The following is a 17,288-nucleotide window of genomic DNA, read 5'->3' on the forward strand; positions in this document are numbered from 1 at the left end:
AAAAGTAAATCTTACAACTCTTTCCTGAAATAGTGTAACAGATAACCAACCGTTTATGCCGAATTTTGTTCTTGTAACAACGAGAATAAAGATATGGCAAATGACAACAAACAAACTATAGCCCTTCCATTGGAGGGTGTACATAGCGAGCATTGTGCTATGATTGTCGATAAAGGTTTGGCACAAGTAGAAGGTGTCGAAAGTCATCGTGTGGAATTAAATAACGAACAGGCTAAAATCGTGGTAAACGATGTATCCGTTGTAGACAATGCCATCAAAACCATCAAAGATCTCGGTTATGATGTAACCACCGTAAAGCAATCATTTCCCGTACTCAATATGACCTGCGCCGGATGTGCTGTCAGTTCAGAAAGTGCGGTAAAAGCCTTGCCTGGCGTATTAAAAGCTTCAGTGAACTTTGCGAATGCAACCTTAACGGTGGAGTATCTTCCCAATATGACCAATGCATCGGCTATGCAAAAAGCGCTGCAAGATGTTGGTTATGATTTATTCCTGGAAAACGAAAACACTCAACAAGAAACGCTCGAAGCGATCCATGAGAAAAAATATAAAAAGCTAAAAAACAAAACTATCTGGGCGATTATCTTAGCACTGCCCGTTGTTGTTATCGGTATGTTTTTTATGCATATGCCTTATGGCAACGAAATCATGTGGCTGTTTTCAACTCCGGTTGTTTTGTGGTTAGGTAAAGACTTTTTTGTCAACGCGTGGAAACAGGCAAAACATCGCTCAGCAAATATGGATACCCTCGTTGCACTGAGTACCGGAATAGCTTATATATTTAGTGTATTCAATATGCTATTTCCAGAATTCTGGTTAGAAAGAAATCTGGAACCTCACGTGTATTTTGAAGCGGCAGCTGTTATCATCGCTTTTATTTTGTTAGGTAAATTATTAGAAGAAAAAGCAAAAGGGAATACATCTTCCGCTATTAAAAAGCTGATGGGATTACAACCGAAGACCGTCGTTATCGTGCAGCCAGATGGCGCAGAAGAGCAAGTTGCCATTGACGATGTAAATGTCGGAGATGTGATATTGGTTAAACCAGGCGAAAAGATTGCTGTCGACGGGATGGTTATATCCGGCAATTCTTATGTAGATGAAAGTATGCTTAGTGGCGAGCCTGTTCCGGTACAGAAAAAAGAAAATGAAAAAGTATTCGCCGGAACAATAAACCAAAAAGGTAGTTTCCAATTCAAAGCCACCAAAGTGGGGAAGGAAACGATGCTTGCCCAAATCATAAAAATGGTACAGGATGCACAAGGCAGTAAAGCTCCGGTACAAAAATTAGTGGATAAAATTGCGGGCATATTCGTTCCGATCGTTATCGGCATTGCCATCCTCACATTCATCCTTTGGTTAACCCTAGATGGTAATGAAGGGCTTATACACGGGCTTTTGGCTGCAGTCACCGTTTTAGTTATCGCCTGTCCATGTGCGCTGGGATTAGCAACTCCTACTGCGATTATGGTGGGCGTAGGGAAAGGTGCAGAACAGGGTATTCTTATTAAAGATGCCGAAAGCTTGGAACTGGCGAAAAAAGTTAACGCTATTATTTTGGACAAAACAGGAACGATTACCGAGGGAAAACCCCAAGTAACGGATATACAATGGTCACATGATGATCCAATCAGTCAACAGATCTTGCTCAGCCTGGAAAAACAATCCGAGCACCCTTTGGCGGATGCTGTGGTCAAACATATAGAAAACGTGCAAACAATTCCGCTCTCCTCTTTCGAGAGTATTACCGGAAAAGGCGCAAAAGCAACATATCAAGGTGCAGATTATTATGCAGGCAATAAAAAACTATTGTCGGAAAACGGTATTCGAATCGCTTCGCAACTTCAGCAGCATGCGGACACATGGAGTGCAGCATCCAAAACGGTAATCTGGTTTGCCAACAGTAAAGAAGCTCTTGCGGTATTGGCAATCTCCGATAAAATCAAAGAAACATCCGTGGAAGCTATCCAGCAGTTAAAAGAAATGGATATTGAGCTATATATGCTTACAGGTGATAATGAAGCCACTGCTAAGGCTATCGCAGAGCAAACGGGTATACAGCATTACAAAGCTGAAGTATTACCCCAGCAAAAAGCGGATTTCGTCAAGGAGTTGCATAAACAAGGCAAAGTGGTGGCCATGGTAGGCGACGGGATTAACGATAGTACAGCGTTAGCTACCGCCGATGTAAGCATCGCGATGGGTAAGGGAAGTGATATCGCCATGGATGTAGCTAAAATGACTATCATTTCTTCCGATCTGAAGAAAATACCGGCAGCCATTAAATTATCCAAACAAACGGTGGCCACCATCCGTCAAAATCTGTTTTGGGCATTTATCTATAATCTAATTGGCATTCCGATTGCAGCAGGTATATTGTATCCAATAAACGGATTCCTGCTCAACCCGATGATAGCGGGCGCAGCCATGGCACTCAGCAGCGTCAGTGTAGTAAGTAACAGTTTGCGGTTAAGACTGAAAAAGTGATGAACGATGAATCAGCCACAAGTAAAACATAAAGAAGTATTCATAAGACATAACATATAAATAATAGACATGGAAAATAAAACATTTAAATTCAAGACAAACATCAATTGTAGCGGTTGTGTATCCGGTGTCAGTTCTTTTCTGAATGGATTGAACGGTGTGACCGAATGGGAAGTAGATACCAACAATAAGGATAAAATCCTGACCGTTGTTACAGATACCGCAACCAAACAGGACGTGATCGACTCGGTACAAAAAGCGGGTTTTAAGATAGAATCCGTACAAGATTAATAAACTAAAAAACAGAAAAATGAGAACATTATCTTATATCATCACCACATGCCTAGTGCTTCTATCTACACTATCCTTCGCACAGATTAAAAATGCAAAAACAGAGACGGCGAAAGTTAACGGTAATTGCGGGATGTGCAAACGCACAATCGAAAAAGCGGGTAATGTGAAAAATGAAGCGCAGGTTGTTTGGGATGCCGATAACCAAAGAGCTTCCATTACTTACGACGCAGAAAAGACCACAATGGACACCGTCCTTAAGCGTATTGCACAGGTGGGTTATGATAATGAGAAATATCTAGCGCCTGATGAAGTTTACGCGAATTTACATGATTGCTGTCAATATGATCGTAAACTGAAGCAATCGAAAGTCAATAAAGCGACTGATGAACGTTCGCATCATCAATCCAATCAAGGTTCATCGCACCAAGGAAAACATCATTAAAAAGCGTAATATTTAAAAGAATATGTATAATCGGTATCTGTCCCTCCTATTCACGTTACTATTAGCTGTTTCCGTTACTTTTGCCCAAGACATAGTTCGGTACGACCTGTATGTTACCGATACCTTGGTTAACTATAGCGGAAAAGAAAAACACGCTATTGCGGTCAATGGACAGATCCCGATGCCTACATTAACATTTACGGAGGGCGACACCGCTGAAATCGTATTGCACAACCAGCTTAAAGAAAGCACCTCATTGCACTGGCACGGGGTTCAATTACCTAATCGGGAAGACGGCGTTCCTTTTCTGACACAAATGCCGATTCCCGCCGGCGAAACATATACCTATCGTTTTCCGGTTAAGCAGAACGGTACGTATTGGTATCACAGCCATTCTGGATTTCAAGAACAAATAGGTATGTACGGCTCTCTTATTTTTCTCAAACGAAAAGGAGATATAACATTTCGAAAGGGGATTGACGACGTCCCAACCGTCCCCATCGTATTGAGTGAATGGACAGATCTCCATCCCCACAACGTACAACGTATGTTAGCTAACGGTAACGATTGGTTTGGCATTAAAAAAAATACCGTCCAAAGTTATGCTGAAGCTATCAAGGCAGGACATTTTAAAACAAAAGTGACTAATGAGTGGAAACGCATGGAAGCCATGGATGTTAGCGATGTATATTACGAAAAGTTTCTGCTAAATGGGTCAAGCGAACAGCAACTTTCTCAGTTTAAAGCGGGTGACCGCGTACGTTTACGCCTTATCAACGGAGGAGCTTCTTCTTATTTTTGGATAACCTACGCAGGTGGCAAAATAACCGTTGTCGCCAACGATGGCAATGACGTTGTTCCTGTGGAAGTGGATAGGCTTATTATTGGTGTATCGGAAACATATGATATTATCGTCGATATTCCTGCTGCGCATACTGCTTATGAGTTGATGGCAACAGCAGAAGACCGTTCGGGATCCACTTCTATTTATATCGGAGAAGGTATCCGTCAACTCGTTAAGCCGTTACCTAGACTACGCTATTTTGAGGGCATGAAGATGATGAACGATATGATGAAAATGAATGGTGACATGGACGATATGGGCATGGACATGGGCCTTCAGAAGATGGATATGAATGCCGTGATGTACCCAGAAATCCCTGCGGAAGATGCGCATCAGCATCACGATGCTGTGCCATCGGACGATAGCTCACATGACATGCACCAGCAGGGACATCAGCAACATAGTGGTCATCAACGCAAACAGTCGCTAAAGAAAGACGAGCATCATCAAGAGCACAGATCTGCTCATGACCATGATCACCACCTTGACCACAAACAACATAACAAACATGAGCCATCGTCCCAGAAAATAGTAACTTTAAACTACGCGATGTTGAAGTCGCCTCACAAGACAACCTTGCCTAGTGATGCACCTGTTAAGGAACTTCGTTTTGAATTGACGGGGAACATGAATCGCTATGTATGGAGTATGGACAATAAGGTCTTATCGGAAACGGACAAAATCCCCGTGGATAAAGGCGAAATTTTGCGGATCATTATGTACAACAATTCTATGATGCGCCACCCCATGCACTTGCATGGTTTTGATTTCCGTGTCCTCAACGGCCAAGGCGAGCACGCGCCATTAAAGAATGTGCTCGACATTATGCCCATGGAAACGGATACCATCGAGTTTATGGCGAACACGGAAGGAGACTGGTTCTTCCATTGTCATATCCTATACCATATGATGGCCGGCATGAACCGTGTATTTGCTGTCGGTGATTACCAAAACGATTTACTTCCCGACAAGGAAAAGGCTTATAAAGTGCTACAGCGCGAGAGCAATATGCTACATTTTATGGCAGAAAATGATTTCGCAACCAACGGTAATGACGGACAGGCCATGTTGCAAAATACACGTTGGAGTTTAGGTACGGAATGGCGGTTAGGTTATCATGACACGCATGGTTATGAAGTCGAAACCCACTTTGGTCGATATATTGGCAAAATGCAATGGCTTATGCCCTTTGTTGGTTTCGATTGGCGGTATCGAAAAATGGGCGAGCATGAACAGGAAAAAAATATGTTCGGACAGACGAACAAGAAAAATAGCCGAAGTGCTTTTAGTCTAGGTGTAATGTATACTTTACCTATGCTCATCAATTTTCAGGCAGAGGTCTATCATGATGGGATCGTGCGATTAGCTTTGATGCGTGAGGACATACCCATTTCCAGACGGGTACGGGCAGGTTTTATGGTCAATACCGATAAGGAATATATGCTGGATCTGCGCTATATCATGACCCGAAATCTCGGTATCCGCACACACTACGATAGCGATATGGGTTTTGGTGTGGGATTGGCTGTGAATTACTGATTCTCGAAATGGGATTCGATGAATCCCATTATCTCTTCATAGTCTTTAGGATCATAGGAAACCCCTTCGTCCCTATAATAATAACCATCTTCAGTCCTGTCCGACATTTCCAGATTGGCTTGCAGGTTAATCTGAATGAGACTCTCGCTAATTTGTTTTAAGAAAATATTATAGGTGATTTTATTGCCGGCTCGTTTCGCAAATATACCTCGCTGTTTTACCAAAAAAAAATTAATTAAATAGGACAAATAAGTCCTAACAATTTTTATATTTTATGATGATTTTCAATTCACGGCCGAAAAGCAATATCGAGATCAAGAATATTTAGAAAAATTGGGGAAGCATCTAAAAGATGTTCGTGAGGATCGAGGGATGTCTCAAGAAGAATTTGCTGACTTCTGTGACCTTGATACACGTCAAATCGGTCGAATAGAAAGGGCAGAAACTAATTCTACTATTTCAATATTAAAGAAGATAGCCGACAAACTAAATATGCCTGTTTCCAAGTTATTAGATCTTTAGCCGTGTCCCTATTATAATCAGACGCCCTTTAACCTAACAACCAACAGACTTGCGACGTTAACAATAGCGAGGTTTTGTTCAGCAAAAAAGGTGCTTCCTTTATCGAAAACACCTTCAAGATTATGCTGTTTTAAAGCTATTTCAGCTTTTCAATTTCCTCTATGACTAGCCCCAAAATATCAAAAAATCATATCGACACGCTAAAGTGTGCCATTTTTGGGAACACTTTTTGGCTTTTCGTGAACTCTTTTTGAGCATACTATATCCCTGTTTTGCCAAACGGTGGTACGTTTTGCTGATATGGGAACACAAATCGCGAAATAGGGGGCACGTTTTACCAATAGGGGTCACAGGCAGCAAAATACCGTTCACTTGTTCTAAAGGTGTGATCACTTCTTCCTAAATGAGGATCACGTTTTAACCATAAGGGATCCCAAGTAGCAAAACGCCGTTCACTTGTCACAAAAGCGTCATCACTTTTTCCTAAAAGGGGATCACGTTTTAACCATAAGGGAACACATTCTGCAAAAAAGGGAACACATTTTCCCAAAATGTAATCACATCTTCTGAAAAAGGCAACACGTTTTACCCATAAGGGATCACGAAAAGATAAAAGGGGAACACCTATTTGTGTGTTGTAACACCTATTTAGCAAAAGGGTAACACACCTTCTGAAAGAGGCAACACATCTTTCCAATAAAGGATCACGTTTTTCAATAAGGGATCACAAGTTCGAAATAGGTGACGCCCTATATTCAACTTGTGATCCCATTTTCTGGAAAAGGGTTCACAGAACGCTAAAAACCGTTCCCATATTTGGGGGTTATCGGCGGGAACTGTTACGAGTTTCCGAACTACTTGTCACAGCCCTTTTAGCAGATTCGAAGATTTCCCTCACCTCGCTATCAACGGTATACACGACCCATCCGTTATATTTCTTGCGCTTGCCTTTCAAGTAATCGAAATAAGATTTGGTGAGATCGACATTGAACATCTCGACAGAATTGTGCTGATCGAAGTTAATATTCTCGTTGAGCATCGCGTTGGTCGCTTCCAAATACATTTGCAGGTTATTTCGGCGTTTATCGCTGCCGTAGATATTGTAAATCGACATATCTACCGTGTCGACATTAATATTTACAGATACCGTAAAATACATAGAGAAGTCAGATTTACTGACCCCCAATTTAAAATTGTATTTCCTAACCGACTTGCCAACCAATGTTCCGGTTTCCCGATCGTCGATCTGAATCACATTTTGTATGTCTGGAAAATTGTCTACAAACCACCGTTTTAAAGCAATGTAAGCTTTGTCCTTATCTCCTTGATATGTTATAACTTCACGGTATACGACTTTTCCATCTTTTAATGGGATGTAGGAGGCTACGCTGTCTATCTGGTGATAACTTGGCTTATACACTTTATCGAAAATACCCGCGTCCTGAGAAAAAGACCATAGAGGCAACAACCAGAGTAATAGAGAATATACGAATTTCATTTTTTTACATATTTTGGAATAAACTAGGCGATTTTTATCGACAGTAAAATAAGAGAAACACATTACCTGTAAATCAAAAAATCATTAATTTAATAATTCGTAAAACATTACGCTTACAGTTTTGGTCTTAATCGACTGTTGCAATAAAAAACCGGCTCCTTTATAAGAAACCGGTCTTTGAGAGGTATTATAGTTTTATTGTTCTGAAGCGTATCTGCTTTCTTCTTGCTTAGAAACCAATAGTCCAACCTTGTGCCCATGTTGGTTGGTCCACACCATTTCCAGCACCGGTAGCGTCATTATTCTCCGTAAACATACTGTTGATATCTACACTACCACCTGCAGTATTTGTACCTTTTGCTTTTGTAGGCACGTTGATAAAACGCACATTCGTTGCTTTCAACTGACCGGCAGTGATAAATGCCAAACTTTCATCGTGCTGAATATCAAAACCAGTAGCCCAGTTGCTTAAAACCACGTTATCAAAGTTACCATTCGTACCCACACGCATCTTGATCGCTTGCGGTTCTGAACCACCAGCACCGGCACCAACTAACGTCAAGTTTTTGATAGTTGGGTTAGAGATAGGAGTTCTCGTGTGCGTATTTGAGTTATTATCAGCCTCGATACCTCTATTACCGTTGTTCGTTCTTTTACCGTACCAGTTTTCACCTGTACCGCTCCAGCCCTCTGTCCAGTCAAAGATATCGTCTCCAACTGATGAATGTGTATTGATTGCCACCAAGAATTTTGCATTTACCGTTCCACCGAACCACTCGAAAGCATCATCAGAGCCTTCATAAGATTGGACGTACTCAATAGTCGTTCCACTTCCAACACCGAACAAAGAAAGTCCGTTAAATTCTTTCTCGCTATTGTATGAATAGCCCGAATACTCAATTCTCAAATATCTAAGGGATCCCGAGTTATCACTAGCATCGGTACCGCCGTATGCCAAATCAGATACTTCAGCTGATGCAGTTGCCCCTACGTTAATCGGAGCCCGTCCACAGATTACCAGACCACCCCACGCACCTGGAGTTTTTGTTGTTGAAGTCATAACAACAGGACTCTGTTGTGTACCCTCTACATTAATTTTTCCACCTTGTGCTACCGCTATATAGCGAATTTCCTTACGGTCACTAGCAGGATCAAGATTAGTCGCTTCAATTGTTACTCCTGGCTTAATTGTTAACGTAGCTCCATCCTTCACAACAATTTTCCCCGTGAGTTTATATGTACCTGAAGCTAAAATAACTTCGCCATCCGTGATTTCACCTTGAAAATCATCGCGCACTAACTCAAATGAAGAGTCTCCATCTGGTTCTGGATTATCGTCATCACTACATGAAGTGAATGCTAATGCAGTAGACAAAAGTCCTAAACAGAACATCTTAGCCAATTGAATAGTAGATTTTTTCATCATCTCTCTAATTATTAAAATTTAGTAATACAAATATCTATCGTTTAAATTTCTATTACATTAATGTAATATTACATTTTTGTTAAGTTGTATTATAATATGTATTTTACACCTAACGAAAAGCGAACACCTCTTTTGTAAGAAAGTACCGTAAGCGGTCCGTTAGCGCTTTCCTGAAACCTTTCGTAGGTTGGATCCAATAGATTTCTAGCTCCTAAATCGACACCAAAATGTCGATTGATTTTATACTTCAATATGAAATCCAATGTTCCTACGCCTTTATCAAGCTGATTGCCTCTTCCTTGTGACCCTAAAGAATACAGCCGATCGGAGAAGTGATTATACAAAACCGTCGCCATAATATCCGATTCGTTATTCCATTTTTTGATATAAGAAAGATCGGCGTTCATCAGAAAATCCGAAGCACCTGTAAAACTTGCCTGATCATGTGTTAAACTAACATTATAAGCCGATCCATTCTCTTTTCTTACTTTGTCGGCATCTAATTCCTGATCGGTTTTCATATAAGCCGCGTTTCCCCCTACCGACAGTTTGCTATCGCCATTATCAAAAGAGAACAAGTCTTTCTTCACTTCTATTTCCACACCGTAAACAGTTCCGTAATCGCCTGTATTTAGATAAGAAACATCATTGCTTGATGAAGCTAAAGTTACTTGGTTCATCGGATCTTTGATATACTTCCCGAAAGCGGTGACTGATAGTAGCTCCGACGAACGCGGAAACATTTCCCACTTAATGTCCAGGTTATAATCTTCCGACGCGTACAGATCCGGATTCCCTATACGGGTCTCTGTTACATCCATATATTCGAAACGGGCACGTTCTTTAAATTGAGGCATGGTGTAGGTTTTACTTGCACCGAAACGTAGGTTTTGCTTTTCATCCAACTCATACTTTAAGATTATATTAGGCAGAAAGCTGTTACGCTTGAACGTATTCGGCGTTCCACTATCTGCTAAGACAGTAGAATAATGGATCGATTGCATAATATTCTCATAGCGCAACCCCAGCATTCCCGTCAATTTATCCGTCAGCTTATATTCTCCATTCGCGAAAACAGCATGGATATTTTGCTTTCCTTCATAAGTTTGTGGAAGGGTACTCCTAAAGCCATGTATTTCAAAAAGATCTGGATGAAAATTATAGGGGTTGAAAAACGCATCGAGATTATTTGGATTGATTTCCCACTGCCGTCCCGGTTCTTTAATATTAAAGTTAAACTGAATATCCTCGAAATCCCGATCTTTTATTTTACCATTATAGCCCAGCGATATCCGACCTTGATTGTCATCTCCTAGTTTATAATGTGCCGCAACGTTAAATGCAACTTCGTTTTCGGTCAGATCTTGAAAATAATGGTGATTATCGGCTTGCTGATTCTGCGCTAGTACCCGATATTCTAACTGATCATCAATACGCGTAATATTTTGTGTACGATCGGGCATTCTACTGACCACATTATTGTAGGATATCCCCCAGTCTACATCTATTTTCTCCGTTAATACGTGGTTACCTAGAAGCTGATTAACGAATAATTTAGTTTGTCGAAAGGTGTTACGTTGCACCATTCCACTCCCGTTTTCCGCCATATCCCGAATAAAGCCGTAATAATGATCAGCAGATTGATCGGATGAATTGACAAACAAGAAGTTGTAGGAAAATCGATGACTTGGATTCAGTACATATTCTGCATTGAACATTCCCGTGGAGTTCGTAGTGTATTCATAGCGTATCTGATCAAAATCTTTCAGCTGCTCTCCTCCCGAGCTCAATTGTCTATTTACACCCTCTCTATAATTATAATCACCGGTAAAATTTGCTACCGCAAACAGGTTCAGACGACTTCCATCAAAAAAACTAAAGGACTTCCCGCCTCGTAAACCAATATTCCCAAAAAGTGGCGTTTGCTTTTTCGGATTCAAACTATTCTGGAAATTATACCCACCCAATGGATCGTTTGGAACACCGTAATTCACAAACCCACTGCGTGTCGGTCCTTGCTGCAGATAAAAATTATCCCATTGGCCGAGGACATTGGTATTCATATTGCTCCCCAGAGTCACTTCCAACATCCCGTCGCCAGAATATCTTTTTGATGCGATGTCCACATTTCCTCCGGCAAAATCGCCAGACATATAATTACTATATACTTTATCTACCGCTACATACTCTACAATATCTGTTGTAAAGAGATCCAAATCAATATTCTTTCGTTCGGGGTCATTCGATGGAATCGGTAAACCATTAAGCGAAGTCGTATTGTACCGATCGCCCAATCCACGCACATATACCTGGCTGGTGCCTTCTATTCTCGAAACCCCGCTCATTTTCGCTAAAGCTGAGGCGGCATCACCAACACCTTTCCTCGACAACTCCTGTGCACCAATCTTCTCGACCATCAAATTGGATGCTTTACGCTCTGCAAGCAACGCAGCTTCACTGATATGTTCCCGTCGCCTCGTAATAACTACCTCCTCCAAAGTTGAGTTGGCATTGACTAATACGACCGGTACAAACTCCCACTCTTTCTGTTCGAGGCTGAATGCCGTAGAGTCTGTGTTATATCCTACAAACGTACTCACAAGAGTGTATTCTCCTTGTTTCTCCGGCAAAGTAATAGAGAATTCCCCAGCGTTGTCAGTGGATGTAGCATACTGGGTGTTGGCGATTTTGATACTAACTCCGGAAATGGGTTGGTAGGTTTCGATATCCAAAACTTTACCTTTTACCCCAAATTGTTGTGCTTTAGCGCTCACAACTTGTATCGCAACCAACGCAACAACTAAAGCAACGTAATAACTAAACTTAATCATGGTGTGTTAATATTATGTTGCAATATTATGAGCATAATATTAGCTGACCGTTAACAATAGATTATTAAAACGTCACTTGTTTGTTAATAAATTATGAACCGCTATTCGTATGGATTGTATTTTTTTCGTTAAATCCCAGCCTTCGCCATTTGAATATTCGGAGTTGTCTATAATAGTTAGTAATTTGGCAGCTTAAAACAACAGACTATGGTAGATACGGTATTATCGTCCGTCCAGTTAAGTTACCAATACCCACAAGGCACCAAGCTGGAATTTCCGGATATCCATATAGCAAAAAACCAACATAGCTTGCTCTTAGGGGACTCAGGAACAGGTAAGACCACGCTTTTGCATTTACTGAGCGGCCTGTCTAAACCTACTACCGGGGAGGTTCACCTCATGAACCAGTCATTATACGCAATGAACGGAACTACGCTGGATGCCTTTCGAGCGAAGAATCTTGGCTTTATATTTCAAGAAGCACATCTTTTGCGAAACCTCACCGTAACAGAAAATATCAAGTTGGCACAGAGCCTAGCTAAAAATCCAGTAGACGAACAAGCTGTTGTCGAAATATTGGATTATTTGCAATTAAAAGATAAAGCCCATGTATTGCCGAGCCAATTGAGCCGGGGACAAAAGCAACGTGTCGCTATCGCCAGAGCGGTCATTAATCGTCCCGGTCTATTGTTAGCAGATGAGCCTACGGCATCGTTAGATGATAAGAACACGGATCTGGTATTACAACTGCTTTTCGGCATCGCTAACAATTACGGTTCTACCCTGCTCATCGCCACGCACGATAAGCGTATAAAAGATCAATTCACGAACTCCTATCAACTGTAGCCATGAATAATTTGCAACTCGTCTGGAAAAATATTACCCAACAGCTGGGTTCTACCCTACTCAGTATATTACTCACCGCCTTCGGTGTAGCCATATTATGTGTCATTTACATTACCGGCGATACCTTTGAGAAACAACTGACAAGCAATACAAAAAATATAGATCTAGTCGTTGGAGCAAAAGGAAGCCCACTACAGCTCATTCTGAGTTCACTTTACCATGTAGACAACCCTACCGGAAATATTGCTTTGGCACAAGCTAGGCAACTCGGCGAAAACCCTTTTATCGAAATGGCCGTTCCCATCTCGCTAGGGGATAACTTCAAAGGACATCGCGTTATTGGTACAGAACCATCCTATCTGGAGTTATATGACTTATCCATACAAAATGGTGAATTATGGAAAACTTCTTTTGAAGCTGTAATAGGAAGCGAGGTAGCACGTAAAAGAGGTTTGGGGATAGGAGATGAATTTTTCACCGCACACGGTCTTTCGGAAGATGGACATGTACACGATGATCATCCATTTAAAATAGTTGGTATTCTGGAAAAATCAGGGTCTATTGTGGACAATCTTATCCTATGTAATCTGGAAAGTGTATGGGATGTCCATGGACTCCACCATGGTGACCATGACCACAGCCACGATCATGATCACGAACATGAACATGGGGAACAGCATGCCCACGAGCACAGTCACGAAGACGGACACCAACATGATCACGACCACGATCACCATGCACATAAGCACGAACATGAGGAACACCATGCACATGAACATAAGCATGACGCTGAGGTAACCAACCCTGAAGAACTGGTTTCTGAAAAACCGAATGATATGTTTGTCAAAAGTATTGGAGCAGACATGTTAGAAGATCGTGGAGAGGAAGTGACCGCGTTGCTAATCAAATATAGTTCTCCGGCCGCATTAGGCGTAATCCCACGGTTAGTAAACGAATCGACAGATATGCAAGCCGCTTCTCCTGCAATCGAAAGTACACGACTGTTCTCGTTATTAGGTGTAGGGCTGGATTCACTTGCTATATTGGCTTATATTATCATGCTCATCGCGGGCTTAAGCGTATTCATTAGTCTTTATAACGCGTTGAAAGATCGAAAATACGATCTTGCTATCATGCGCTCGATGGGTGCATCCCAAACTAAACTTTTCGGTCTGGTATTAGTCGAAGGATTAGTGATTACATTGATAGGCGGTATAGTAGGATTATTACTTGGGCACGGGGCATTATATCTAATCGGTCAGCAAACCACGGAAAGTGCTGATTTTATAGAGGCATTTAACATTCGCGGACAAGAGCTGGTTTTAATCCTTGCTGCATGTCTATTGGGCATCTTAGCAGCGATCATTCCAGCTATTAAAGCCTACAAAACATCCATTTCAACAATTTTAGCAGATAGGTAATTAGAAAGTTAGATTAGTTAGTTAGACACCATGAAGAAGACCACGATATTAGCATGTATTATCACACTATTCACCTTCGGTATAGCGAAAGCTCAAATCGGGCAATTTCCAGAGATGAACGTGCCCGACCATACACCCATGATGAACAGCACATGGGAAGCCATCGACAAAATGATGTATAAAGTAACCACGGAGAACAATAAAAAAGTATACACCCCTCATTATCCTCCTGCTCTAAAATCGTTAGAGAATAAAGTGGTGGAACTTCCCGGCTACCTTGTACCGCTAAACAGTGGCCGCAACCACCAGACATTTATGCTTTCGGTGCTTCCCGTCATGCAGTGTGCTTTCTGCGGAAGCAACGGTATCCCACCCATGGTCGAAATCTTTATGAAGAGCGAATCTGTAAGATTTACGGAGGAACCTATTAAGATAAAAGGAAAAATGGTATTCAATCCGGAACCTCTAAAAGGGAATGCGGAGATTCAAATAGTAGATGCCGTGTTGATAAAGTAACATCAACGGTTTAAAACCGCAATCTCCAAACAGCAAGCTACGGCAGCAGTTTCGGTACGAAGGCGGCTATTACCCAACGAAACAGGTAGATATCCTAGCGATAACGCCTGTGCAATTTCGTTCTCGGAAAAATCACCTTCTGGACCTATCAAAACAAGATACTTACCTGCCGGAGAGCAAATATCTGCTAAATATTGTTTTTGGCCTTCCGCACAATGCGCAATAGTTTGCGTCGTATATTCTTCCGTCTTTATCTGTTCGAAAAACTGTCGAAGGGAAATTGTAGGATTTATTTTTGGGAGATAAGCTTTAAGAGATTGTTTCATTGCCGAAACTACGACTTTATTCAGACGCTCTAATTTTACGTCTTTACGTTCGGAATGATCTGAAATAACCGGTGTAATTTCCTGTATGCCAATTTCCGTGGCTTTCTCCAAAAACCACTCCATCCTATCCATATTTTTAGTTGGTGCTATGGCTACATGCAGGTAATAAGTTGGTTTTTTATAACCTTGCTCTACGTGACGTATAGATAAAGTCGTTCGCTTGGGATGCGCGTCTAGAATGTTGGCGGTATACCATCCACCGACGCCATCAATTAGGTATATCTCATCCCCCGCCCCTAAACGTAACACTCGGATAGCGTGTTTGCTTTCATCTTCGCTAAGTATAAATTCGCGGTAATGCGGCTCAATAGTAGGCGTGTAAAACAAATGCATGCTACAGGGAAATCTTACTCTTCATCAATATCGTCGTACGGTGTCTCCATCAACTCCAACTTCACAAATTCTATGTTTTGTTGGGTTTTCTTAATAATCGTGAATGAATATCCAGCTGCTTCCCGCACTTCTCCAACATCCGGAATCTTCTCAAAATAATGGCTAACTAAACCTGCCATGGTATCATAATCAGAACTTTCAGGTAGTTCTAGTGGCAGATATCCATTGACATCATGTACACTCGCTCCGGCATCCACCATATATTCAGTTTCCGAAATTTTCTCCACAACTGGTGTTTCCTCATCATATTCATCTTGAATCTCCCCAACCAATTCCTCTACGATGTCCTCTAGGGTCACCATTCCAGCCGTACCACCAAATTCATCCAAAACGATGGCAATCTGAATTCGCTTTTGCTGGAATTCAGCCATCAAATCGTTAATCTTCTTTGTCTCAGGAATGAAATAAGGTTTACGTATAATATTTTTCAGGATTACCTCCTTACCCTGTACGATAATTGGCAGTAAATCTTTGGTGTGTACAATACCTACAATTTGATCTATATTATCGTCATAAATTGGAATTCGGGAATAACCTTCTTCCGTAGCGGTAGTGATGAGCTCTTCTGGTGTGTCTGTAATTTCCACGGCAACAATTTTGGTACGTGGAACCATGATATTCTTTACGATCCGCTCGTTAAAATCAAAAACGTTCTTAATGAGCTCATGTTCGGCATTATTCAGTGCTCCACTCTCTTTTCCTTTTTCCAACAGATACTGTAGCTCTTCGGAAGAATGATGGGCTTCGTGGGCGTTCACTTCTATGCCGATTAAGCGTAACAAGAAATTAGCGAATCCATTCAATAACCAAATAATGGGTTTGAAAATATAGTAAAAAAATTGAAGCGGTGCAGCAATCCGCATAGTCGTTGCTACCGGTCGCTGTATGGCGATGGATTTCGGAGCCAGTTCACCAAAGACGATATGCAAAAAAGTAATAATACTAAATGCGAGGACATGTCCCAGGTTTTTTGCTACCGTTCCGGTCAGTTCAACATTGAACAATCCAAAAAACTCATGAACAATACGCGTCATTACAGCCTCTCCCACCCAACCGAGTGCAAGAGAGGCCAAGGTAATCCCTAACTGTGTAGCTGCTAAATAGCCATCTAAATGTTCGGTGATATTCTTGGCAATTTTGGCGACTTTACTTCCCGATTTTGCTTGAAGCTCAATCTGTGAAGCCCGAACTTTGACAATTGCAAATTCCGCAGCTACGAAAAAACCATTAGCCAAAACCAAAAATACCGTCCAAAAAACATCAAGAGCCATGCTACAGATTATTTGTTACCGAATTCTTTTTTATATAGTTCGATACTTTCCAATAAGATTTCTTGTGCACGTTCACGTCCGTGGATACCGTCTACACTCACTTTTTTCTTCTCCAATGCCTTATAGCTTTCGAAAAACTGCACGATCTCCTTCATGATATGTGGTGCCAAATCTTCCATCTCATTCAGATAGCTGTATTTCGGATCGTGTTTAGCTACAGCAATAATCTTATCATCCTGTTCTCCGCCATCGATCATATTCATTACACCAATTACTTTAGCCTCTACCAACGTCATGGGCAAGATATCTACCGAGCAGATAACTAAGATATCCAACGGATCTTTATCATCACAATAGGTTTGTGGAATAAAACCATAATTGGCAGGATATACAACAGACGAACTTAAAACACGGTCCAATAAAAGAAGACCAGTTTCTTTATCTAACTCATATTTTCCTTTTGAGCCATTTGTAATTTCAATGATTGCATTGACCGAATTTGGCACGTCGCTCCCAGGAGCTATCTGATGCCAAGGATGTTGTTTGTTCAT

15 protein-coding genes are annotated in these 17,288 nt (G+C 41.3%); 8 read left to right on the forward strand and 7 right to left on the reverse strand.

Annotation, left to right across the window (positions count from 1 at the left end):
* The first annotated feature begins 93 nt into the window (after positions 1-93).
* The 4 genes from H8B21_RS00270 to H8B21_RS00285 all read left to right on the forward strand — a co-directional run bounded on the left by H8B21_RS00270 (position 94) and on the right by H8B21_RS00285 (position 5,627).
* On the forward strand, positions 94-2,508 hold the full coding sequence (locus tag H8B21_RS00270) for a heavy metal translocating P-type ATPase (RefSeq protein ID WP_190311801.1): 2,415 nt from the start codon (positions 94-96) through the stop codon (positions 2,506-2,508).
* A gap of 69 nt (positions 2,509-2,577) precedes the next feature.
* Positions 2,578-2,799 carry a heavy-metal-associated domain-containing protein gene (locus H8B21_RS00275; protein ID WP_190311802.1) on the forward strand — a complete coding sequence of 74 codons (222 nt, stop codon included), beginning with the start codon at positions 2,578-2,580 and terminating at the stop codon, positions 2,797-2,799.
* Between the two features lie 19 nt (positions 2,800-2,818).
* Positions 2,819-3,244 carry a heavy-metal-associated domain-containing protein gene (locus tag H8B21_RS00280; RefSeq protein ID WP_190311803.1) on the forward strand — a complete coding sequence of 142 codons (426 nt, stop codon included), beginning with the start codon at positions 2,819-2,821 and terminating at the stop codon, positions 3,242-3,244.
* Positions 3,245-3,266: 22 nt separating this feature from the next.
* Entirely contained in the window at positions 3,267-5,627 is a 2,361-nt protein-coding gene (locus H8B21_RS00285) for a multicopper oxidase domain-containing protein (protein WP_190311804.1), read from the forward strand.
* On the opposite strand, the gene H8B21_RS00290 is transcribed toward H8B21_RS00285, so the two are convergent.
* A complete protein-coding gene (locus H8B21_RS00290; RefSeq protein ID WP_190311805.1) occupies positions 5,621-5,875 on the reverse strand; it encodes a hypothetical protein in 255 nt (84 codons plus the stop codon). The two genes, H8B21_RS00285 and H8B21_RS00290, sit on opposite strands and share 7 nt — an antisense overlap.
* 85 nt (positions 5,876-5,960) lie before the next feature.
* On the opposite strand from H8B21_RS00290, the gene H8B21_RS00295 reads away from it, so the two are divergent.
* A complete protein-coding gene (locus H8B21_RS00295) occupies positions 5,961-6,149 on the forward strand; it encodes a helix-turn-helix domain-containing protein (protein ID WP_223814758.1) in 189 nt (62 codons plus the stop codon).
* Between the two features lie 823 nt (positions 6,150-6,972).
* Here H8B21_RS00295 and H8B21_RS00300 read toward each other — a convergent pair.
* The 3 genes from H8B21_RS00300 to H8B21_RS00310 form a co-directional block, all read right to left on the reverse strand.
* Entirely contained in the window at positions 6,973-7,647 is a 675-nt protein-coding gene (locus H8B21_RS00300; RefSeq protein ID WP_190311806.1) for a DUF4468 domain-containing protein, read from the reverse strand.
* Between the two features lie 229 nt (positions 7,648-7,876).
* The gene (locus H8B21_RS00305; protein ID WP_223814759.1) at positions 7,877-9,073 is read right to left on the reverse strand and encodes a hypothetical protein; all 1,197 of its coding nucleotides are present in this window, start codon (positions 9,071-9,073) and stop codon (positions 7,877-7,879) included.
* Between the two features lie 89 nt (positions 9,074-9,162).
* Positions 9,163-11,904, reverse strand: a complete 2,742-nt coding sequence (locus H8B21_RS00310; RefSeq protein WP_190311807.1) for a TonB-dependent receptor — start codon at positions 11,902-11,904, stop codon at positions 9,163-9,165.
* Positions 11,905-12,111: 207 nt separating this feature from the next.
* On the opposite strand from H8B21_RS00310, the gene H8B21_RS00315 reads away from it, so the two are divergent.
* The 3 genes from H8B21_RS00315 to H8B21_RS00325 are packed head-to-tail and all read left to right on the forward strand — an operon-like array spanning position 12,112 to position 14,687.
* Entirely contained in the window at positions 12,112-12,750 is a 639-nt protein-coding gene (locus H8B21_RS00315; RefSeq protein WP_190311808.1) for an ABC transporter ATP-binding protein, read from the forward strand.
* Between the two features lie 2 nt (positions 12,751-12,752).
* Positions 12,753-14,171, forward strand: coding sequence for an ABC transporter permease (locus H8B21_RS00320; RefSeq protein ID WP_190311809.1), 1,419 nt, complete (start codon positions 12,753-12,755; stop codon positions 14,169-14,171).
* Positions 14,172-14,201: 30 nt separating this feature from the next.
* On the forward strand, positions 14,202-14,687 hold the full coding sequence (locus H8B21_RS00325; RefSeq protein WP_148919598.1) for a hypothetical protein: 486 nt from the start codon (positions 14,202-14,204) through the stop codon (positions 14,685-14,687).
* A 2-nt stretch (positions 14,688-14,689) separates the two neighbouring features.
* Here H8B21_RS00325 and H8B21_RS00330 read toward each other — a convergent pair whose 3' ends face one another.
* Genes H8B21_RS00330 through H8B21_RS00340 form a run of 3 tightly spaced genes read right to left on the reverse strand, consistent with a single transcriptional unit; the run spans position 14,690 to position 17,288 of the window.
* Positions 14,690-15,406 (reverse strand): 16S rRNA (uracil(1498)-N(3))-methyltransferase, encoded by a 717-nt coding sequence (locus H8B21_RS00330; protein ID WP_190311810.1) that lies wholly within the window; start codon positions 15,404-15,406, stop codon positions 14,690-14,692.
* Between the two features lie 14 nt (positions 15,407-15,420).
* Positions 15,421-16,737: a hemolysin family protein gene (locus H8B21_RS00335; RefSeq protein WP_190311811.1), complete on the reverse strand. Its 1,317-nt coding sequence runs from the start codon at positions 16,735-16,737 to the stop codon at positions 15,421-15,423.
* Between the two features lie 8 nt (positions 16,738-16,745).
* The gene (locus H8B21_RS00340) at positions 16,746-17,288 is read right to left on the reverse strand and encodes an inorganic diphosphatase (protein WP_190311812.1); all 543 of its coding nucleotides are present in this window, start codon (positions 17,286-17,288) and stop codon (positions 16,746-16,748) included.

The sequence above is a fragment of the Sphingobacterium chuzhouense genome (assembly GCF_014692525.1).
Taxonomy (GTDB): domain Bacteria; phylum Bacteroidota; class Bacteroidia; order Sphingobacteriales; family Sphingobacteriaceae; genus Sphingobacterium; species Sphingobacterium chuzhouense.